The following is a 20,307-nucleotide window of genomic DNA, read 5'->3' as shown; positions in this document are numbered from 1 at the left end:
TGATTTATAGTAATTATTATTAAGGATATAGAGCTTTCCATGAAAAAATTTGCAATTGCGACTTTGCCACTGCTCTTGGCTGCATGTGTATCTGACGACTACGTGACTAATGTAACTTCAGATAGCTATCAAGAAGAGTACAAAACTGCCAAAGTTGAAGCTCCAGTTGTATCTCAATCTGAGCAAACAGGCGTTGTTGAAGAGAATGTCGTCAACGTTATCAAGACCCAACCTGTTGAACAGAAAGTGACTCAAACGACTAGGGCTAAACCCGTTGCAGTAGTAACAGGCCCAACGAAGAAACAACAAGACATGAACCAGCGTTTTGGTTACACAGTTCAAGTTGTTGCTGTTGGCAGCCAAACTAAAGTCGATTCTTTCGTGAAAATGCTACCAACGACTTCTCAACCAGTTTGGGAAAACTACAAAATGGTTAACGGCACTAAGTGGTTCACTGTCCTTTACGGTGATTACGCGACACGCTTGGAAGCTAAAAAGGCTATCTCGACTCTGCCGACCACTTTCCAAAACTTGAAGCCGTTCGTTAAGAGCATTGATGACATCAAAAACTCTGAATACCCAACGCTTAACAAGTTGAACTAAGTTTTAATTCATGAAGAGGGAGCAAATGCTCCTTCTTTTGTTTTAAGACGAACAGTTTTGTTTAATAGTTAATCGCTCGTTCTTTCGGACACAAATTTAACGTTCAAAACACTGTACCTATTTCGACTTTTGTTTATCATTGAAGTCAGTATTCCTAGTTTCAAGGACCGAATTTACCCATGAACACCACAAACATCCTTCTACTTTGCGGCGGTGGATCTTCTGAGCATGAAGTGTCTTTAGTTTCAGCCAATTACCTTTTTGAACAGCTCAATAGCGTTGCAGATTTTAACGTTGTAAGAGTTGAGATTAAAAACGAAGGCTGGTGTCTTGATTCAGGTGAATTGGTTTATCTCGATATCAACAATCAAGCTTTACGTGGCGATGAACTCGATTCAAAAGTAGATTTCATTGTGCCTTGTATTCACGGCTTCCCAGGTGAAACGGGCGACATCCAGTCACTGTTTGAACTGGCGAAAATTCCGTATCTAGGTTGTGGTTCTGAAGCAAGTAACAACAGCTTCAACAAGATCACGTCGAAGCTTTGGTATGACGCACTGGGCATTCCAAATACACCATACCTGTTCCTGTCAGACAACACAGAGCAAACTCACTCACAAGCAACTCAAGCCTTTGAAAATTGGGGTAAAGTATTTGTGAAGGCGGCTCGTCAAGGTTCATCTGTTGGCTGTTATCAAGTAAACCAAGTAGAAGATCTAAGCGAAGCAATAAACAAAGCGTTTACCTACTCAGATCAAGTACTTGTCGAGAAGTCAGTCGTTCCAAGAGAACTGGAAGTTGCTGCGTATGAACTTGACGGTAAGCTTTACATTAGCAAGCCGGGCGAGGTGATTGCACCGAATGGCGCATTCTATTCTTATGAAGAGAAATACAGTGCAGACAGCCACTCAATTACTGAAGTGGAAGCAAGTAATCTAACTGATGAACAACGTGAATTGATTGCAGACAGCGCGCGCAAAGTTTTCTCTCAAATGAAGCTTCGTCATTTATCTCGTATCGACTTCTTCTTAACACAAGATAATGAGATCTACCTGAACGAAGTGAATACGTTCCCGGGTATGACGCCGATTTCCATGTTCCCTAAAATGGTTGAACATGATGGGCCTAAATTTAGTCAGTTCTTAGAGAACTGCGTTAGAACGAGCCTTGCTTAGTTCATCTATTCACTCGTTGTTAGAGCTGAACCCAACAACGAGATGCTGACAAACTAATGCCTTGCGCTTTATGCCAAGGCATTATTGTTTTTAACTAGCCGTATTTAGAAGCCTATTTTTAAAAACAGGTGTTTAGAATGCTTGTCGTTACTGCCAGGGAAGAATCGCTTTAAACTTCATCTTTTCACGCTCTGCATTATCAAAATTGCCAACGTATTGAGCTGGCATAGCAGGGCTGAGCCAACGACCAAAATCCTGAATCTCTCTCACCTTAAGACCTTGTTTCGACAACTCTTGTGCTGCGCCAACACGAATCGAGTTCCCTGAGAAATGATGATTTTCTGCTAGCTGTAGTAAATCACTCGCTCTACGCAAGATCCGATAGATGGAAGAATCATCTAATGGCTGAAGCCCGATGTTTTCATGCTTGTCTATCGCGCGAAACACCGGTAAATCATCTTGTGTTCCAGTAAATGCAAGCCAACGCTCGAGTGCGACACTCGCAACTTGTGAAAGCTGATACACAGAATCTTTAATCGTTATCTGATAATCACTGTCAGTACTCCCAACATCACTGGTCGATAACGACTTAAGTTCTGAACGCTTTAAAGCACACTCGAACATCACGTTATAAATAGCGATATCGCGAATCTCTCTTAAGTTAGCTTTGTCATGTGAAAGCAGCGTGTTCAATTCAGTGAGGTGTGCCGACGTCATGGCGTTGGTTTGTTTAGCATCACCAGCCATTTGAGCTTGTAAGTGGAGTAGGGTAAAGCGAACTTGCCGATGCTTGATAGGGTTAGCGAAGCCGAGCACAGTGTGCAACAAACTAAGCGTTGCAGTGTAACGTTTTAACGACGCGTATTTTCTGTCATTGGCTTCAGTCTCTAAGAAGCGCCGAATTGCCGTTACAGAGGCAGGAAGAGTGTTAATGCGTTTTTTAACACAGAACGCGTGGTAGCGATTCCAATCACTGTAGATGCCCAACAGTGAATTGCGAGAATATTGGTATCCTGTTAACTCATCTATAATTTCAATCGACGCATTGCTGTTCAATTTTTCGACAAATGAATTAATTATCACAGAGTCAGATAAAATAGGGACTTTTTTTCTCAAATTACCGTACCTTAACAGGTGTTTTTGCCATATTATGCTTGATATCATTAAAAGTATACTTATGATTAATGCAGTGAAAACAAAAAGATGATCAATAGATATGGCTAATTCAATTTATCGAAGCGTCCATCTGCAATCGACGGATGCGACCAACACGGTTTGGCGTGCGAAGTTAAAAAATAATGTTATTCAGGGCAATTTAGCTGCCGTTAAGAAGAGTATTGATTGGTGGATTGAAACCGCATCGATTATTGATCCTAAAGAATTCACTGCCTTAAATAAGTCGAGGGAACTGGTGGCTCGACTGAAAACTTCAACGGCTACCAAATCAAGAATGACACCGGTGAGCCTAATGCGTGGTATTGCATGTTTAACGGTCGCCTAATTAAAGGCGGCAAAATTGCAATCCAACGTCATATAGAAGCTTACTTACTCGCAAAACAAAAAGCAGAGCAACAAAAGAAGTAAATTATGAGCCTAGTATATTCAACAGAAACAGGTCGTATCACACCTGAAGAAGAGAAAGTCCAACGTCCTAAAGGCGATGGTATTGTTCGAATCCAAAAAGAAACCAAAGGCCGTAAAGGCAAAGGCGTTTCTGTCGTAACTGGCTTAGACCTAGATGACGCTCCATTAAAACTAATGGCGGCAGAACTTAAAAAAGTGTGTGGCTGTGGTGGCTCAGTAAAAGATGGCAACATCGAAATTCAAGGTGACGCGCGTGACAAGATCAAAGCGCACCTTGAAAAGAAAGGCTTCAAAGTTAAATTCGCTGGCGGTTAATCTCTAACTAATACCAGGGTTAAAATCGAAGATTATTATCACTGGATATTAGGTATTTTATGGTAAATAGCCAATATGGTTAAATACACAGTATAAATCAGAGAATATCGACACCGAACAAAGGCAGGGCATCACACAAAGATACCTGCCTTATAAACACCAAAACCTATTTAACATAACGTACATAATGCGCAGTGGCGTGTGGTTAATTCCAAAGATAGCAATCTCATTATTTACCCTTAAACCCTTATTAAATTTGGCACCTAAGCTACGTGAGCTCACCAGTATTCTATTAAAACTCTTTTAACCTTATCATTATATGTGTGGCCATTAACTACATCATTCATGGTTCAATCATCATGCTACAAACTTTGTCGACTAGAAAACTTCGTTTCGCTTCGTCCAACTTTCAACTGTATGTTTATCTGTTTGTACTAACTCTTAGCAGCGCTGTGCGTAAATCTTGTTGGCATTGTTGCTGTTTGCTTTTCAGATTTCACACACGCGACCGCGTTTCTTATTAACTCCACACGTTGAATTCTGTTTTGTGTTATCCACTAAGCCAGTTAAGTTTTATCACACGAGCTCATCTATTTAATTTTTTGAGAAAGAATTATATCCATTACCCCCTCTTATAACAGTGGTTTAAATCATTAACAGTAAAACAGGGGGCTTAAAATGTAGAAAGGACTACTTTCCGAAGAAAATAGCGCTTTATCTGTGAATTATCGCACCATGGCGCGCATGCCTAGCGTATCGACCACAACAACACCCACCTTCAGGATAACCTACAGTGCGTTAAAGCTTATTCGACGTATGGCGCGTAATTGGCAATGAAAGACAAGATGAGTGCTACGAAAGATTAAATAGCTAACAAAGTGTTTCGATAAAACTGAGTCCCAAAAGTGACACTGCAACATAACTGCCCTCCACTTTAATTGATGAACAGTAAACAGTGGCCTCGTGTCTCGTCATAAAGCTCGCACACACCGCTCTGATTACACAAACCGAGCCACTTTAAATTTAACTGTATAAATATACAGTTAAATTATTACCCCCGTAAAAACCGCACTTATTGAGCAAATAACATTCAGAATCAAGGGTCTGCGTTCAACTTTTAAACTTGAATTTGGTCTAATGGTGCGCTTTCCTGTATAACCGTCAATTCTGGGTCAGTTTTAGGTATAGCTATTTTATCAATGCTAATACTCTAATCTTCGATTGCGCCAACTCTAAGGCATTGCGCATTACATTCGAATCACGTGTACGGGTTAGTATCATGAGCGACAAAGCATTCCGAAAACTCAACATATTCCTTTCGATTTTTTGCCTAGCAATCACGCTAGTGTCGTTGATCTCATTTAATACGCTCATGGATAAGAGCTACGTTATTACACCAGACAAATACCCTACACGCGTTAACACAGACAGAGACCACGACGGTGGCACCGTAGGCTTATTACATAAGACAGAAGATGGAATTGAGTTACAGTGTGACTTTGAGCGAACCTATAGCTTGCCCTTCTGTGAAATTGAATTCGTTATATCGACACAAGGTAAAGGGCTCGATCTCTCTACGTTCGATTCGGTCACCATTAATATGGATTACCAAGGCCAAGAAGACCCAAGGTTTCGCTTCTACATTCGTAATTACGACAAGAATTACAGCGTGAAAGGCGATGCTATGTCGAACAAGTTCAATCGATTAGATTTCTCGTTACCAGATAAAAACAACATTGATTTAAATTACTTCAATGTCCCTTTTTGGTGGATTGACCATTACAATCAACCTATTACGAGTAGCGCGGTAGACATTACAAACGCAGTCTCTGTTGAGCTCGGGCTTGGAGCGAGCACGCTTGATGGGCATCATTCACTAAAGATCTCGAGCATTGTTTTCCACGGTAAAATCATCAGTAAAGCTTTGTTAGGTGAGCTTTTGGTTGGATTATGGGTGACGTATGCCATCTATTATATAGGTTGCGCATTACATATCGCACAGCGAAGTAAAACGCGTGCAGCAGAACAACAACGCTATTTAACCCAAGAAATTGAAGAGCTAAAGGTAAAGGCCACAACCGATCCGTTGACCGGATGTAGGAACCGAACCGAGGCTTTAGATACTTTCTATGATTTCGAATGGCTGGTGCAACAAGGAAAAACCATTCACATCGCGCTGTTTGATTTAGACCATTTTAAGCAGATCAATGATCAACATGGCCATGAAGTGGGTGATAAAGTACTTATTCAGTTTGTCGCAACAGCGAACGAGAGCCTTGGTGAGCAGTACTTGCTTTATCGCTGGGGTGGTGAGGAGTTTCTACTCGTTTGCCTAGAACAAACTGCGCTACAGTGTAACGAATCTATCGATAATTTTTACCTAGCAATGGACCAAAGCACTTGGCCTAAAGCGCTTAAAGTCACGGCTTCGACCGGAGTAACGCAGCTTAAGGAGCATGAATCGATACGTGCTGCCATCAAACGTGCAGACAAAGCACTCTACCAAGCGAAAGACAACGGACGAAACCAAGTCGCTACATTTTATTAAGGCTCGCTAGACTGGACTACAGTTATACATTCAAGTCTCTGCTAATAGTCAATCAACGCAATCAATACCCTGTCGATATCGTCTCTCCACTAAGCAGCCGTTAGGTTTTTAACCGCAGACAAAATAAGCTCATAAGCTTTGTTGTCTCCTCAGAATTCTAATCGATTTGGACATCTCTAAGCGCGTTCGCATCACCTGTAACAACACCACCTTCAATAACGTCATCAATGGCATTCTCATGTTGATACGTATCGTTCCTTAACCGCTCTATAAACAGCTCTTCCTTACGCCTCTAGCTTCTGAACACTTGTATCAAAATGCACATATTTAGCGAGTAAAGCGTGCTCTAAGCGGTGGCATTCACTCGCGGTATCGGCTTTGAACATCACCGTCGTCACTTACCTCGCACTGTTCTTAGATGAAATCCTCATTTGTCTGCTTCTGAACATTCATGCACTCGTATCCGTTAAAAACAGAAGTCACAACGTCACTAGCCTTAAAAAACGCCATATATTGAACCACTTAGGCATGGTGACATAAATACTGACACCCAAAATGGCAATTGGTTTACTTTCAGATCTTGCTGTAATTTAATTACAAATAGAAGCCAAGAAAAGCCTATGAAGTGGATTAATCCACTGTAACTTATTGAATAAGCTAAATTTAAGGGTTTTGGTTAGGTCGGAATTTAGGGTAACTAAAGAGTGGGTATGTACGAGATAATATACTAGAGGATAAGATATTTAGTTATAGTGCACTAAGGTGTTAAAAAAGAAGGGCTGATGCCCTACTCTTCTTTATTACTCATTTCTTCACGAATTTGCTCAGCAACGATTTTGATAGCTTGTGCTGTGCTGATGCCCTGTGTCATCATTTCTTGAATTCGTTCAACAGCTTTCTGTTGTTCTTCGTGAGAAAGGGTTGGTAAGTCGTTTAGCATGCTCTGCTCCTCTATTTAGGAGCAGAACTATATAAGGACTGTTAGTAACTAGCAAGGAAATTGATTGAAGCGCCCATTGCATTTTCGTTCGTGTAGTTAGCACTTAGATCTAACTGGAACAAGTTGAGTGGCGAAATACCAATACCGGCTGTGACTGTTCCTTCTGAATCAGAGTAAGCCAGGTTCTTGTAGTACCCTCCCCTTAACTTAAGCTGACGTAGAAGATCGACTTCCGTACCAACACGAATCATCTGTTCGTTGTCTTCGAACGAAGTAAACTTTTCAGCTTCATTCAAATCGTAATCGACACTCAACGTAAAGTAGTCAGACACGATACCTGCACCAACGGTGTAAACCGGCTCAAGTTGGTAAGTGTATTTACCGCCGACTTGGTGTGTCGCACTACTTGTGCTGCTGGTTAGCGTTCTCGTCGTATCTTTGGTTTCGATGTCTCTAGAGATCAAGTTCGTTGCTGCAACACCGACTCGGAATGGACCGAAGAACCAAAGTGCACCTGCATCCATGTTGAAGGCTGTTTCACCATCACTGTTTTCTCTAACATCAGATAAGTCGTAATCATTAACTGAAGCAACGTAGTTATATGTATAAATGCGTTGGATCTTAGGTGTGATACCAAATGAGATGTGTTGACCCATAAAGGTTTGGTATTTTGCTAGAGAAAGTCCAACCTCAGCGACTCCGATAGAAACAGCTTCAACGGTAGACAGTTCCACTTTGTCTTCATCTGAACCTGTTGTGTAAACGTTAGGTGTCGCAAATGATTCGGTGTAGGCTTTCGCGAAAAGGTTTGCAGCAACAAACTGGTTAGGAAGTGCGAACGCAACAACACCACCCAATTCAACGTTGGCTTGATTGCCATCCAGTTTATTCAGTGCGGCGTCTAAGTCTGCAGTGTTTGATGCATCAACGACACTATCGATGTTCGACTTCATGTCGTTAGGGTCGTTATAGCTACCACCAAAACTTGGCGTGATCATTCCCATATCATCGTTACGACGATAAATAGCAACCAATGCTGGGTTATAGAATGGAGCGGTTAAGAAGTTTGCAGAAACAACACCAACACCACCCATCGCATCACCACGCGCTTCAATGGCGTAGTTTGCTGCTGAAAGAGGAAGACTGGCGAATGCAATTGACGTTGCGAGTAGTTTAGTAGTTTTTTTCATGCCGTTTATCTTTGTTAGATCCCTTACATAGTTAACGGCACAATTTTAAATTACTTTAACTCTTCTTCGCTAGAAATATCATAAGTTTTACTGATAGTTTGTGCTTGTTCTATCGCTATGTCACCTTGCCAGCGCGAATGTATCATCGAAACGGCCAAAACGTAGCGATCATTAGGAACTTCTTCAGCACTTAAACTGATGGGATAATCTGACTCGTAGCTTTTGCCCCATACCTGCTCATAGTGTTCGTCGATGTAATCGTACAAACCAACGTCTAACTTTGGTAACGGACAATATGGGTTAAGAAGCTCTTTTTTGTCGATTCTCCAGGTGTCTTTAGATGCCCAACGTACTTGTTGTCGCATCGTAATTTCACCAAGAATGATCCAAGTACTCCAAGCTACGCCGCCTTCAGTTTTCACATTTAAACGGTATAAACCAGAGTCCAATTGAGAAGGCAGGTTGTAGCGTTGCTTATAAAGAATGACAGAAGCGTTATTCACGACTTCTTTATCTTTCGTGAGTTCGCTATCTGATGAGACAACTTTATCAACCCATTTCTCGAAGGTGATGTCTTGGATGCTCTCTTCGGACTCAACTTCGATCACAACTCTAAATGTATCTCGTCCAGGGCTTTGAATAGTGTGTCTTTTGACGACCAGCGAATTAATCCATTCCGGTAAGGTCTTTTTGGTGAGGGTTTTTCCACAATCCTTATTTAACGCTTGGTCAAATAATTCATTGAGGTGATCTTCTCTTACTTGAGAAGAGTTAATTTGCCAAACTTCCACTAATGAATCAAACATCTGGGATAAATCGTTATCCAGCAGATGTTTGTGCACTTGGGTCAGAGTATCACTATTCTTAAACCAATCGGCCGCTTGTGCCGGGCTAACGACACTTGCTAACGCTAATAGTGGAAGTAAGGCTTTTTTCATTACGCTTTCATCTTATAACCAACGCCACGAAGCGTTTCGATCTCAAGACCTGGTAATTTCTGTCTTAGTTGAAGAACGTGTGTATCTACGGTACGTGTTGTTGGGAAATGGTTATAACCCCATACGTGGTCAAGCAATTCATCACGTGTGAATACGCGACCCAAGTTGCTTGCCAAGAACAAGAGTAGATCAAATTCAGTACGTGTTAGCGTGACTTCAAGCTCGTTAAAAAACACTTCGCGAGTAGCTTTGTCGATAACAAGGTTCTGAGCCATCACTTTTGATGCATCTTGCTCTTCAGCATCTGGCAGGCGTAATTGCGCACGGATTCGAGCGAACAGTTCCGCTTCTGCGAAAGGCTTCGTTAGGTAGTCGTTTGCACCTGAATCTAGGCCTGCGACTTTGTCTTTTACTGTCACAAGTGCCGTCAGCAAAATAACAGGAATGTCTTTCTTCTTCTTCCAAGCTGGTAGTGAATCTACTGAGTCACCGTCTGGCAGTTGGCGATCTAGAATCACTAAATCCGCTTGCTCCCAGTAGCCTTCAACTTCAGAGATTAACTCTGCATGCAAACATTCATATCCAGCTTGCTCAAGGCTAACTAATAAACCGTCAGCTAAATTCTTATCATCTTCAACGAGAAGCAATGTCTGTTTCACAAGGTATCTCCAAAATAAATGTTGTTGGGGGGCCTATCAGCGTCATGTGACCGCCCATTTTTCCGACCATAGATTCCACTATCGTCAGACCTAAACCTAGTCCACTTTTACTTACAAATGGCTTTCTTAGTTGCCCCCAATCTTTACGGGACAAGTCTCCATTATCTATAACTTTGAATGTCAGCTTCTTGTCAGAAGTATTCAGTTCTAGTATCACTGGAGCCACGCCGTATTTCACGGCGTTTCTGATCAGGTTATCGATACACGTACCTAACCAATATACGTTCAATTTTGCAGCAATGTCTTTGTTTACTCGGAGTTCGATACCCGGAGCAAAATCTTCTTCGACTTTATACTCAAGCCATTCTTGTACACTCGGCACCCACTCTGTGGCCAGCGGTTGATTATCCGACTGTAGGTAATCTTTACTCGCTTCGGCTAACTGCCTTAAACGACGTGTGTCTTCACAAAGTCGACGGAATTCATCATATACCGTTTCTGGTAAGTGTTCGAATTCACGTCTAAAGCCTTCAACCGTTAGAGATAAGCTCGCGATCGGTGTTCTGAGTTCATGAGTCAAAATCTGAAGGACAAGCATTCGACTTTTCATCTCTTGCTTCTTGCTGTTCCAACGATATATAGCCCAGCCCACCACAAGCATGATATTGGCAAACACCAGTATGAACATCGCGACTTGTAGAAGTTCCGAGTGATCCTCTATCTCCCAACACACGTTACCGCGTTGGACGAAACAGCTGTTACCTTCGGAAGATAAACTGAGTGATAAACCCGCTTGTGTTGCGTTTTCAGACCAAACCGGTTCTTTGTATAAATAGTACCTGTCGCCGCGTTTAACCCACATTTCGTCAAGCTCGACAAACATGCTCGCACCAGCCAATAGTGCAGTAATCGCTTCACTGTCCATATCCTGCAAGCGAGATAACAGTTCATCATGCTCAACGTTTGGACGCTCTTGAATGTGCATAAAGCGCTTTAAGGAGTCGAACTTATCAGGGTACTTTTCAACGTAACGCGCGGCATAAGAACCACCACCTGGGTGGATAAGCCCGCTACGACTAAACCAACGGTCAGAAAGCTTGGTTCCTTTACACATTGCGCGAGTAAACACCAAAGGCTCGGTGATTAAAGGGCTAAGTGGTAATTTTCCGCTACACGTCTTAGATAACTGGTAAAGGCGTTGAATATCTTTTAATGGGTACTCTGCTGTTTGTGGCAGCATTGAAGACGGCATAATCAAACGAGTTGGGTAATCCGCCTGAAGCAATCGAATATCATAAGACTCGATGGCCGTTTGATGATCAAACAACTTAGTAAAGTGATCGATACGCTCAGGCAAAGAATCAGCAAACGCATTTGCTGAAACGACTAACGAAGCGATGAACAGAGTATATATTCTTTTGATGATCACAAACCAAGCGCAAATTCATACAGATCAATCAAATATATACCATTCGCTATCAAAGATAAATTTTTAACCGCATGAAAAGTGGTGTGTATTTAAAGAGAAAACGATTACGCGTCTTAATCAACAGCTTCGCTAATCAATTTACCCGTGAATGCCCTGCTCTTATTGCTAATACAAGAAATGCACCTACATGCACAATAAGTTCTAAGATTCTAAGATTCTAAGATTCTAAGATTCTAAGATTCTAAGATTCTAAGATTCTAAGATTCTAAACAGCTTAGTTCACTAGAATCAAAAAAAGGAGCTCATATGAGCTCCTTAGTTTTACTGCAGAATAGTTGCGGTTTATAGATGTTCTAGAATGCTTAAGCAGCTTTTCTTCGCATCACCGAACAACATCTGAGTATTCTCTTTAAAGAACAATGGGTTTTGCACACCAGCATAACCTGTATTCATAGAGCGTTTGAACACGATAACGTTTTGAGCGTTCCAAACTTCAAGTACTGGCATGCCAGCGATTGGGCTGTTTGGATCTTCCAATGCCGCAGGGTTCACGGTGTCATTCGCACCAATAACCAATACAGTATCTGTCTCATTGAAGTCATCATTGATTTCGTCCATTTCAAGAACGACATCATAAGGCACTTTCGCTTCAGCAAGCAGTACGTTCATGTGACCCGGTAATCGACCAGCAACTGGGTGGATACCAAATCTAACGTTAATGCCTTGAGCTCTTAGTTTTTCAGTGATTTCATGCACTGGGTATTGAGCTTGAGCTACTGCCATGCCGTATCCTGGAGTGATGATAACTGACTTAGAATTTTTCAACATGTCAGCCACATCTTCAGCTGATGTTTCGCGGTGTTCACCCTGCTCTTCATCACCATCAGACACAACCACTTCTTGGCCAAATCCACCAGCAATAACGCTAATGAACGAGCGGTTCATTGCCTTACACATGATGTAAGACAGAATCGCACCTGACGAACCAACCAATGCACCGGTTACGATCAACAGGTCGTTTGCAAGCATGAAACCTGCTGCCGCTGCTGCCCAACCAGAGTAAGAGTTCAGCATTGATACAACCACTGGCATATCTGCACCACCAATCGATGCCACCAAGTGGTAACCGAAAGCAAATGCGATAAGCGTCATCAGCATAAGAGCAAACATGCTGCCATCAACTTTAACGAACATAATCATTAGCAATGTAGAAGCAACGATAGCCGCGAGATTCCACTTGTGCTTATGAGGGATGTTCAATGCAGACGATGAAATCGTGCCACGAAGCTTACCAAACGCAACAATAGAGCCAGTGAACGTAACCGCACCGATAAACACGCCAAGGAAAACTTCAACAAGGTGGATAACGTGTTCTGCATGCGTTGCCGCTTCTGGTGCGTCAATGTAGCTGTTGTAACCAACAAGTACGGCAGCCATACCTACGAAGCTGTGCAAAATGGCCACCAGCTCAGGCATTTCTGTCATTTCTACTTTCTTCGCGTAGTGGATACCAATACCACCACCGATCACCATAGCAATGATGATCCACACAATACCTGCAGAGTGAGGGCCAAAGATCGTTGCGATCAATGCGATTGCCATACCAGTGATACCGTAATAGTTACCTGCGCGAGCAGATTCCTGTTTCGATAGTCCGGCTAAGCTCATAATAAAGAATACAGCAGCGATGATATAAGCTGCTTGTACTAATCCTTCAGACATCTGCTACTCCTTAGTCTTTACGGAACATTTCAAGCATACGTTTGGTCACGGTAAAGCCACCAAAGATATTGATACTTGCAATTAATACGGCGATAAATGATAAGAACGTGACAACGCCACTTCCTTGTCCGATTTGCAACAACGCGCCCACAACAATGATCCCTGAGATTGCGTTTGTTACTGACATCAGAGGTGTATGCAGAGAATGGCTGACATTCCAAACTACGTAATAACCCACCACACAAGCGAGAACAAAAACGGTAAAGTGAGATAAGAACGCAGCAGGAGCAACCGAAGCTATCCAAGCAAAGGCGCCAACCGCCACTGCCATACCCGCCGCTTTCTTAACAGGAGAAACAGGTTCTTGAACTTTTGGTTGTGGCTTAACAGCTTGAGGTTTCGCTTGTTGAGGTTGCGCTGAAACTTGAATCGGTGGAGCTGGCCAAGTGACTTCACCCGCTTTAACCACGGTAACACCACGAATCACAACATCTTCAAAGTCAATGTCGATATTGCCGTCTTTCTCTTTGCAAAGCAGTTTCAGCAAGTTAACCAAGTTAGTTGCGTACAGTTGAGACGACTGAGTCGGCAAGCGACCTACCATGTCGGTATAACCCACAACTTTTACGCCATTAGCGGTTGTTATAACTTTATCAGCAACGGTATATTCACAGTTACCACCATTGGCCGCTGCAAGGTCCACAATCACGCTACCCGCGCTCATGCTATCTACCATTTCTTTTGTGATTAGCTTAGGCGCAGGACGCCCTGGAATCAGTGCGGTCGTAATGATGATATCAACGTCTTTCGCTTGAGCCGCGTAAAGCTCTTCTGCTTTCTTGTTGAACGCGTCAGACATCTCTTTTGCGTAGCCATCACCAGCGCTGGTATCTTCTTTGAAATCGACTTCCAAGAATTCAGCGCCCATAGACTCGACTTGCTCTTTTACTTCAGGACGAACATCGAAAGAGCGAACAATCGCACCTAAGCTACCCGCAGCGCCGATAGCCGCAAGGCCAGCAACACCCGCACCAGCAACCAATACTTTCGCTGGCGGAACCTTACCTGCAGCCGTAATTTGACCTGTAAAGAAACGACCAAACTCATGAGCGGCTTCAACAACAGCACGGTAACCCGCAATGTTTGCCATAGAGCTCAATGCATCCAAAGCTTGAGCTCTAGAAATACGTGGTACCGAGTCCATTGCCATCACATTAATATTACGGCTAGAAAGCTGTTCCATTAATTCTGGGTTTTGGGCAGGCCAAATAAAGCTGACCAGTGTTGCGCCATCTTTAAGTAACTCGATTTCATTTTTAGACTCGTCAACGATGGGAGCGTTAACTTTAAAGATAATATCGGATTTCCAAGCTTCATCTGCGGTTACAACTTTTGCTCCAGCTTGTTCATAAGCTGTATCATCAAAACTTGCTAACGCACCTGCTTGTGATTCAACACAAACTTCAAATCCTAATTTTAGAAGCTGTTCTACCGATTTCGGCGATGCAGCGACTCGCGTTTCACCTGCGAGTGTTTCTCTTGGTACACCAATTTGCATAGCGATTCCTTGACTATTGGCACAATGACTTATTCGTTTGTATCTAACGACAACTAATACTTCAAGCGTTTTGTTCAAAGAACAGGAAAAGTTATTACTTATAACGATTTGGATGGATTTTGAGCACTTAATTTAGATAAATGACGGGCCTCTCGAATAAAGAGGTCAAACCACTTCCCAATAATCCTTTTAATAACAACCTACTAGCTGTTCTTTATCCCTAAAACTAAAAAGAGCTTTCAGCATATACACTGAAAGCTCTCCAAATTATGACCAACATCAACTCTAACCCTAATTGGTTAGCTAAATATACTGTCGCCCATTTGGTCGATGAACATTTGCGATTTTTTAAGCATCAATTCATCGGCGTCTTGTTTGTTTGAAACAACATCAGAACGAATAAAGCGATGAGTTTTAATTTCACCGTCGATTTCTTTCTCGATACGACCAGCCACACGGTACTGACCAGATTCTGCAATGGCGTCTTGATAGATATTGAAGCCTTTGTATTCCACTGGCTCAATCTCTACTTTTTGTTCGGTTTTTTCTTTGCCACCAAATAATCTAGAAAAGAATCCCACGTTTTTTACTCCTTAAATGACCGTACTGACACTAAACTATCACGACTGTTTAGTGTTCAACAATGGCTTTTCATACCATTGCAATTCTACGTCATCGTCAAAATTGTGTTGACTAAATATAACGGGCACATTGTCCGTTCGATCTCGTCTTCGATCCTCAATAATCATGCTTTCTGCGTTTTTGACTGCGATCTCACTATTTCTTTTATAGAGCACCAATTTGTCTTCCGGTAATGCCGAAAGAAAATCAATATCAAAACGGATATAGATAGGTTTCAGTTGGCCCAACGCAAGACAAGCAAGATCGGCAAGTTGCTCGCTTGTATAACTCGACACATACTCCTCGGTAGCCAGTACATGACCAACAAGCGTTTCCATATAATTGTGTACATCCACACTGATTTGCATACTACACCTCCATTTGTAGCTATCACGACAGATCGTGTTCTAGCCTGATTGGCAACGACCTACATATTGTTACCTTACTATACCCTACTCATTACTACAGATTTACTAACTGCATGTTAACTAACTATAACGACTAATTAATTTCTCATATATACTATGTAGTTCGTTCTATGGTTAATAGCAACTCAAATACATATAAAAAGAGTTGCACCAATAGCAACCTATGACTATGTTTTTGCTCTGATTTACGCAAAAAGCTTGGCAATCGCTTGTTTAACCGTATCCTACGTATAAAATTAAATTATAAGATCATCAGTACACTTAGGCTCACCACATAAATGGCATCTTCTTTTGTAACGTCGAGCATGTTTCGATTTTGCTTTCCCTTACTTCTATTAGCAATGTTACTCGTAGGTATGAACAACGTCATTCTCGTGACCGATTCAAACTTAGGGTTTGCTAGCAACCTTCCGTATATTTTATTGAGCGTTGCCGTTTTGCTGTGTCACACATTCAGGCAAGGTCGTATGGCTATGGTGTCTCTCACCATGCTCGTTGCCTATTTTATCATCCAAGTCCGCTTACAAACCCCATTAAACACTGGAACCACATTATTGGAGCTGTCTCTTCTGGCCGCTTTAGTGCCGGTTACTTGCTTATTGGTGTATGCCTTCCCCGATAACGGGGTTAACTCAAAGTCCATGTTCCTTTACGCCTTGGTTGTGGTGTTATTCATGGTTTGGGCGCAACTGATTGTGTCTCACTTCCATGCCGGAGGTTTTGAATCATGGAGTGAAGGCATTCTCTTTACCGTTAGAGACTTTTCTAAATTGCCTTTTATTCTGGTGCTCTATAGCCTTTGTTTACTGGGCCTAACGTCGATTTTGGTTTTGGTTTATAACCGCTCTATCGATGTCGTTGTTTACAGCGCGATTTTGTTGTCTTCGAGTACCTTCATATTCTTTGATATCCAATACATCTCAAGCACCATGTTCTCTTTGTCAGGCATATTGATTATCGTCTATGTGATGTCCGCTAGCCACGATATGGCGTTTAATGACCAACTGACTAACATCCCTGGCAGACATGCATTAGAAGTCGATATGAAACACCTAGGCCGTAAATATTCGATGGCGATGGTCGATATCGATCACTTCAAAAAATTCAATGATACCTATGGCCATGACATTGGCGACGATGTGTTAAAGCTAGTAGCGCGTATATTAAGAGAAACTACAGGTGGCGCGAAAGCTTATCGTTATGGTGGTGAAGAGTTCACGATCATTTTCAAAGGTAAGAACACTGAGCAAGTCAAAGAGCATCTTCAAGTTCTAATTTCTGAAATCCAGAATTACGATATGATCATTCGTAATACTCACGACCGCCCTGATGATCATGAAGTGGGCATGCAAAAGCGCGGCAAGAATGGCAAGCCGACTAAAGTAGTCAATGTCACGGTGAGTATTGGCCTGTCTGACAGTACAACCACCAAACAGCCTGAAGAAGTGTTGAAGCTTGCCGATAATGCACTTTACAAAGCGAAAGAAACTGGCCGAAATAAACTGTGCGTTCACAGTTAGGCGATATAGCTAGAAGCTTTAAGGGCTATAGTTAGAAACTTAATCGCTGTAGCGACAAACGAGCCTCTGGAAGAAGCGTTGTATCTTAGTAGGAGCTTTAGCCGCTATAGCGAAAAACAAGTCATTAGAAGAGAGCTTATATCCAAATAGAAGCTAAATCTTGGTGAAGCTTAATCTTGGTTGAAGAAGATAACCAAGCTCCCGCCTTTCAAGCTGCTACCGTAATTGATCGTAAACCCGATGCCTACATTATCGACCCAATCGTTAAATAGGTTCGGGTTAAGTAACCAGCCTACGCTGCCCTCGTAATATGACGTTGTCCCCATAGGCGCTACAGTATCGCCCCCAATATCAATTCGTCTGATACTGGAGTACATCGATGTGATGTTTTTGTCCCAACGTACTAAATCATAAAAGATCTTTGCTTCATTGGCGATATACCAACCTTCTGGGTGGCCAATGTTACCGTTATTGGCTTCTCCCCAACCCACACCATTAAAATAATGCCAACTGGTACTGAGTTTGTATTTACCCCAGTTATTCTTGTCTTCATAGATCAATTTAATCTTGGGCTCTATGATGTAAGCCCAAGCGTCAGTATTGAGATACAACCCATCAAGCTGTTCGGCAACAGGTTTAAGTATGTTCGCACGATACTCAAAATCATTCCGATAGTAAGAGATATGGTTACCAATCGCTGAATGAAAACTCCAGTACTCATCCAACTGAGACACGTTTGCAAACTCAACATAGCCCGATATCACAGTCTCTTTCTGAAAATCAGACACAGTTTCTGATGCATATTGAACGTCTTTCTCAGTGCGTAATGCTGATAAGCGCAGCGTCACCTCTTGATGGTTATCTTCGATATAAGCTGGTAGCTCAAACGTATAAGGAAGGCTAAGCGAGGTTATGTTTTTCCGACGACTTACGGAATCATTCGAACCAATGTCTTCATTGTCTAAACGAAACACTTTATTAGGGTCAAAGTTGTTGATACCGAATGTAAAAACATCAGTGTCGTTAAGAAGTACACTGGTTGCAAAGTTCTGCTCTATATCCTTACGGACAAGATCAGACAACTGGTTCGCTTGAACATTGGTAGGAACCGCAAAGTAGAATACAGGGACAATCAGTGTCCAACATGTATTAGCCATAGAAAATGACTTTGAATATGGCATTTCTCTTATCACTTAAAGCACTTCCAAGCTCAAACGCTAATAGAAGTATAAATTCAAATATCCGGAAGAGCTCGCCAACTAGCCTGCAAGCTCCAAAATACTGCGCTGTATAAAGGTATTTCTACCACTTTGTTTTGCTTGATAAAGCGCTTGGTCGACTTTTTCATAAATTGAAGCGGTCGATTCTCCGCCTGCAGGCACGAATGAGAGCACGCCTTGTGACGCTGTCACTCTATCTGATACGTTTGAGTGGTCGTGGGCATAGTTCATGTCATGCAATGCTTCTTTTATTCGAGTCGCATGTAATTTAGCCGCTGCGCTATCCGTGTCACTTAAGACCAGAACAAACTCTTCACCGCCATAACGGCCAACAAACTCTCCAGCTCGAACAAACAGCTGTTTCAAGGTGCTAGCAAGCCCTTGTAGGCACTTATCCCCTTGAATATGTCCGTAATTATCGTTGTAAGGCTTAAAAAAGTCTACATCTAGAAGTATCACGGTCATGGGTATATTACGTCGTCCGTGCCACGCAATGCTCTCTTCAAGCTTAGTATCCATATATCGACGGTTATACAATTTTGTTAAGCCATCTTCATTAGCTTGCTGTTGCAGTAGTATGTTCAATTCTTCAAGTTTGGCGGTGCTTTGTTTTAACTCTCGCCTCATATGCGCAATACGCTGCATCGCGATAAGTTTTGAATTCAGCACCACTTTGTTAACCGGTTTGATGAGGTAATCATCACCACCTGCATCAATCGCCTTCGCGATCATTTCAGGTTCTTCATGACCACTCAGAAATATGATGGGAACCCATTCGGGGAATTGTCTACGAACCTCGTTAGCGACCTCAAAACCATCCATGTCTGGCATGCTGATATCAAGTAATACGAGTTCAGGATCAAAATCAGAATAGATGTTTAGAGCTTCTTTACCGCTACCTACCGCTTCCACAATATGTCCCAATTGCTTAAGTCGAATAGCAAGTTGCATCCTGTCTAGTTGAACATCATCAACCAGCAATATGCGCATCGAAGATCCCTTTTCTATCATCACATCACCTTTATCTAGCGTTGAATATTGAAAGTAGCTCAATTTTGGGCTTAATTCATGCCCTAATCTCTATATTATATTGACTTTTTTACAGATCTTTTTAGCATTGTTTCTTTTTAAAGAGAAATACTATGTCAGACGCTACAAACAACGAAGTACAAGAAATCGATTTAACCACTATCTCACCAGAGCTTCGCCAAGTTATCGAATTTGATGAAGTGCCTAAAGAGATGCACAACATGGTTACTTCTATTCACGAGGTGTCTGAAGAAGCAGTGCGTGAAACTTGGAGCAGCCTTCCAGCAAGCGCACAAAATGTTTTGGACAACTTTGAGCAATTCCACGCTCTAATCTCTGTTAGCCAAGCTTTCGCTGGCGTTAACATGATGGAAGAGTTCCCTACTCTTAAACTTCCAGAAGGCATGTCTGATGAAGAAAAAGAAGAGTACCGAGCTCAACTGCTTGACCAAATTTTACATAACTGTGTAAAAGATATGGCTAAGCAAATCAAGAAAGCACGCCGTGATGCTATCTTGAAGCGTGATTTTAAAGAAGTTTTCATCCGATAAGCCATTCATCTCACCTAAATTTAGGTTGAGTGCTTAATGAAAACTTAATGATTAAGCCGTATGTTACTTCAAACATGCGGCTTTTTTGTGCCTGCTGCTTTGTCTGTTCGTTGCTTAATTTCGTCGTTCGTCGCGTTCTTGCGCTGATGCAGAATTTGTCATTGCAGCTCTTGTCACTCTTACAGTTAGAGCAAACAATATGCCTTAGCACTCATACAGTGTGACGCAAAACTGGCAGTTATACCGTATAAAAATGACGCATGTATCCATTCATGGA

18 protein-coding genes and 1 pseudogene are annotated in these 20,307 nt (G+C 42.1%); 7 read left to right on the top strand and 12 right to left on the bottom strand.

The features are described 5' to 3' along the window. The first annotated feature begins 39 nt into the window (after positions 1-39). Together AC3CKG_RS23555 and AC3CKG_RS23550 are read left to right on the top strand one after the other, a co-directional pair. Entirely contained in the window at positions 40-603 is a 564-nt protein-coding gene (locus tag AC3CKG_RS23555; RefSeq protein ID WP_017108031.1) for an SPOR domain-containing protein, read from the top strand. 179 nt (positions 604-782) lie between these two features. Beyond that, entirely contained in the window at positions 783-1,778 is a 996-nt protein-coding gene (locus AC3CKG_RS23550; RefSeq protein WP_136996798.1) for a D-alanine--D-alanine ligase, read from the top strand. A 147-nt stretch (positions 1,779-1,925) separates the two neighbouring features. Here AC3CKG_RS23550 and AC3CKG_RS23545 read toward each other — a convergent pair whose 3' ends face one another. After that, positions 1,926-2,894, bottom strand: a complete 969-nt coding sequence (locus AC3CKG_RS23545) for a tyrosine-type recombinase/integrase (protein WP_488529488.1) — start codon at positions 2,892-2,894, stop codon at positions 1,926-1,928. A 100-nt stretch (positions 2,895-2,994) separates the two neighbouring features. Between AC3CKG_RS23545 and AC3CKG_RS23540 the strand changes: the two are divergent. From AC3CKG_RS23540 to AC3CKG_RS23530, 3 genes and pseudogenes are all read left to right on the top strand, one after another. Further along, positions 2,995-3,362 (top strand): annotated as a pseudogene (locus AC3CKG_RS23540) (DUF3319 domain-containing protein). Positions 3,363-3,365: 3 nt separating this feature from the next. Beyond that, positions 3,366-3,677 (top strand): stress response translation initiation inhibitor YciH, encoded by a 312-nt coding sequence (yciH, locus tag AC3CKG_RS23535; protein ID WP_102513916.1) that lies wholly within the window; start codon positions 3,366-3,368, stop codon positions 3,675-3,677. 1,240 nt (positions 3,678-4,917) lie between these two features. Beyond that, positions 4,918-6,225, top strand: a complete 1,308-nt coding sequence (locus AC3CKG_RS23530; protein WP_488529487.1) for a GGDEF domain-containing protein — start codon at positions 4,918-4,920, stop codon at positions 6,223-6,225. A 787-nt stretch (positions 6,226-7,012) separates the two neighbouring features. On the opposite strand, the gene AC3CKG_RS23525 is transcribed toward AC3CKG_RS23530, so the two are convergent. The 9 genes from AC3CKG_RS23525 to AC3CKG_RS23485 form a co-directional block, all read right to left on the bottom strand. After that, positions 7,013-7,165 (bottom strand): YoaH family protein, encoded by a 153-nt coding sequence (locus AC3CKG_RS23525; protein WP_004731009.1) that lies wholly within the window; start codon positions 7,163-7,165, stop codon positions 7,013-7,015. Between the two features lie 41 nt (positions 7,166-7,206). Further along, positions 7,207-8,355, bottom strand: a complete 1,149-nt coding sequence (locus tag AC3CKG_RS23520; RefSeq protein ID WP_488529486.1) for a conjugal transfer protein TraF — start codon at positions 8,353-8,355, stop codon at positions 7,207-7,209. A 50-nt stretch (positions 8,356-8,405) separates the two neighbouring features. Continuing rightward, complete coding sequence (locus AC3CKG_RS23515; RefSeq protein ID WP_017109617.1) at positions 8,406-9,293, bottom strand: DUF2861 family protein; 888 nt, start codon at positions 9,291-9,293, stop codon at positions 8,406-8,408. Continuing rightward, entirely contained in the window at positions 9,293-9,952 is a 660-nt protein-coding gene (vxrB, locus tag AC3CKG_RS23510) for a response regulator transcription factor VxrB (protein ID WP_017107022.1), read from the bottom strand. The genes AC3CKG_RS23515 and vxrB overlap by 1 nt, the downstream gene beginning before the upstream one ends. Then, positions 9,927-11,378 (bottom strand): sensor histidine kinase VxrA, encoded by a 1,452-nt coding sequence (gene vxrA, locus AC3CKG_RS23505; protein ID WP_076670888.1) that lies wholly within the window; start codon positions 11,376-11,378, stop codon positions 9,927-9,929. The genes vxrB and vxrA overlap by 26 nt, the downstream gene beginning before the upstream one ends. A 345-nt stretch (positions 11,379-11,723) precedes the next feature. After that, positions 11,724-13,103, bottom strand: coding sequence for a Re/Si-specific NAD(P)(+) transhydrogenase subunit beta (gene pntB, locus AC3CKG_RS23500; RefSeq protein WP_488529485.1), 1,380 nt, complete (start codon positions 13,101-13,103; stop codon positions 11,724-11,726). Between the two features lie 10 nt (positions 13,104-13,113). After that, complete coding sequence (pntA, locus tag AC3CKG_RS23495; RefSeq protein ID WP_017107025.1) at positions 13,114-14,661, bottom strand: Re/Si-specific NAD(P)(+) transhydrogenase subunit alpha; 1,548 nt, start codon at positions 14,659-14,661, stop codon at positions 13,114-13,116. Positions 14,662-14,960: 299 nt separating this feature from the next. Beyond that, the gene (locus AC3CKG_RS23490; RefSeq protein ID WP_017107026.1) at positions 14,961-15,242 is read right to left on the bottom strand and encodes an HlyU family transcriptional regulator; all 282 of its coding nucleotides are present in this window, start codon (positions 15,240-15,242) and stop codon (positions 14,961-14,963) included. 39 nt (positions 15,243-15,281) lie between these two features. Further along, positions 15,282-15,650 carry a late competence development ComFB family protein gene (locus AC3CKG_RS23485; protein WP_065105775.1) on the bottom strand — a complete coding sequence of 123 codons (369 nt, stop codon included), beginning with the start codon at positions 15,648-15,650 and terminating at the stop codon, positions 15,282-15,284. Between the two features lie 338 nt (positions 15,651-15,988). On the opposite strand from AC3CKG_RS23485, the gene AC3CKG_RS23480 reads away from it, so the two are divergent. After that, entirely contained in the window at positions 15,989-17,230 is a 1,242-nt protein-coding gene (locus AC3CKG_RS23480; RefSeq protein ID WP_065105776.1) for a GGDEF domain-containing protein, read from the top strand. Positions 17,231-17,400: 170 nt separating this feature from the next. On the opposite strand, the gene AC3CKG_RS23475 is transcribed toward AC3CKG_RS23480, so the two are convergent. Together AC3CKG_RS23475 and AC3CKG_RS23470 are read right to left on the bottom strand one after the other, a co-directional pair. Further along, positions 17,401-18,411: a Solitary outer membrane autotransporter beta-barrel domain gene (locus AC3CKG_RS23475; protein ID WP_065113012.1), complete on the bottom strand. Its 1,011-nt coding sequence runs from the start codon at positions 18,409-18,411 to the stop codon at positions 17,401-17,403. 78 nt (positions 18,412-18,489) lie between these two features. Then, positions 18,490-19,461 carry a diguanylate cyclase domain-containing protein gene (locus AC3CKG_RS23470; protein ID WP_372203325.1) on the bottom strand — a complete coding sequence of 324 codons (972 nt, stop codon included), beginning with the start codon at positions 19,459-19,461 and terminating at the stop codon, positions 18,490-18,492. Positions 19,462-19,592: 131 nt separating this feature from the next. Here AC3CKG_RS23470 and AC3CKG_RS23465 point away from each other — a divergent pair, with 131 nt between their 5' ends. After that, positions 19,593-20,030 carry a DUF3069 domain-containing protein gene (locus tag AC3CKG_RS23465; RefSeq protein ID WP_004731036.1) on the top strand — a complete coding sequence of 146 codons (438 nt, stop codon included), beginning with the start codon at positions 19,593-19,595 and terminating at the stop codon, positions 20,028-20,030. Positions 20,031-20,307 lie beyond the last annotated feature (277 nt).

Source organism: Vibrio sp. QJM3NY_15, assembly GCF_057785995.1.
Note: the sequence above shows the minus strand (reverse complement) of the source record. Positions and strands in the feature narration are given on the sequence as shown.

What these genes read in the sequence shown, in the direction of transcription:
- AC3CKG_RS23555 (WP_017108031.1), top strand. Translation starts at nt 40, where the DNA reads ATGAAAAAATTTGCAATTGCGACTTTGCCACTGCTCTTGGCTGCATGT.
- AC3CKG_RS23550 (WP_136996798.1), top strand. Translation starts at nt 783, where the DNA reads ATGAACACCACAAACATCCTTCTACTTTGCGGCGGTGGATCTTCTGAG.
- yciH (WP_102513916.1), top strand. Translation starts at nt 3,366, where the DNA reads ATGAGCCTAGTATATTCAACAGAAACAGGTCGTATCACACCTGAAGAA.
- AC3CKG_RS23525 (WP_004731009.1), bottom strand. Translation starts at nt 7,165, where the DNA reads ATGCTAAACGACTTACCAACCCTTTCTCACGAAGAACAACAGAAAGCT.
- AC3CKG_RS23520 (WP_488529486.1), bottom strand. Translation starts at nt 8,355, where the DNA reads ATGAAAAAAACTACTAAACTACTCGCAACGTCAATTGCATTCGCCAGT.
- AC3CKG_RS23515 (WP_017109617.1), bottom strand. Translation starts at nt 9,293, where the DNA reads ATGAAAAAAGCCTTACTTCCACTATTAGCGTTAGCAAGTGTCGTTAGC.
- pntB (WP_488529485.1), bottom strand. Translation starts at nt 13,103, where the DNA reads ATGTCTGAAGGATTAGTACAAGCAGCTTATATCATCGCTGCTGTATTC.
- pntA (WP_017107025.1), bottom strand. Translation starts at nt 14,661, where the DNA reads ATGCAAATTGGTGTACCAAGAGAAACACTCGCAGGTGAAACGCGAGTC.
- AC3CKG_RS23485 (WP_065105775.1), bottom strand. Translation starts at nt 15,650, where the DNA reads ATGCAAATCAGTGTGGATGTACACAATTATATGGAAACGCTTGTTGGT.
- AC3CKG_RS23480 (WP_065105776.1), top strand. Translation starts at nt 15,989, where the DNA reads ATGGCATCTTCTTTTGTAACGTCGAGCATGTTTCGATTTTGCTTTCCC.
- AC3CKG_RS23475 (WP_065113012.1), bottom strand. Translation starts at nt 18,411, where the DNA reads ATGCCATATTCAAAGTCATTTTCTATGGCTAATACATGTTGGACACTG.
- AC3CKG_RS23470 (WP_372203325.1), bottom strand. Translation starts at nt 19,461, where the DNA reads ATGATAGAAAAGGGATCTTCGATGCGCATATTGCTGGTTGATGATGTT.
- AC3CKG_RS23465 (WP_004731036.1), top strand. Translation starts at nt 19,593, where the DNA reads ATGTCAGACGCTACAAACAACGAAGTACAAGAAATCGATTTAACCACT.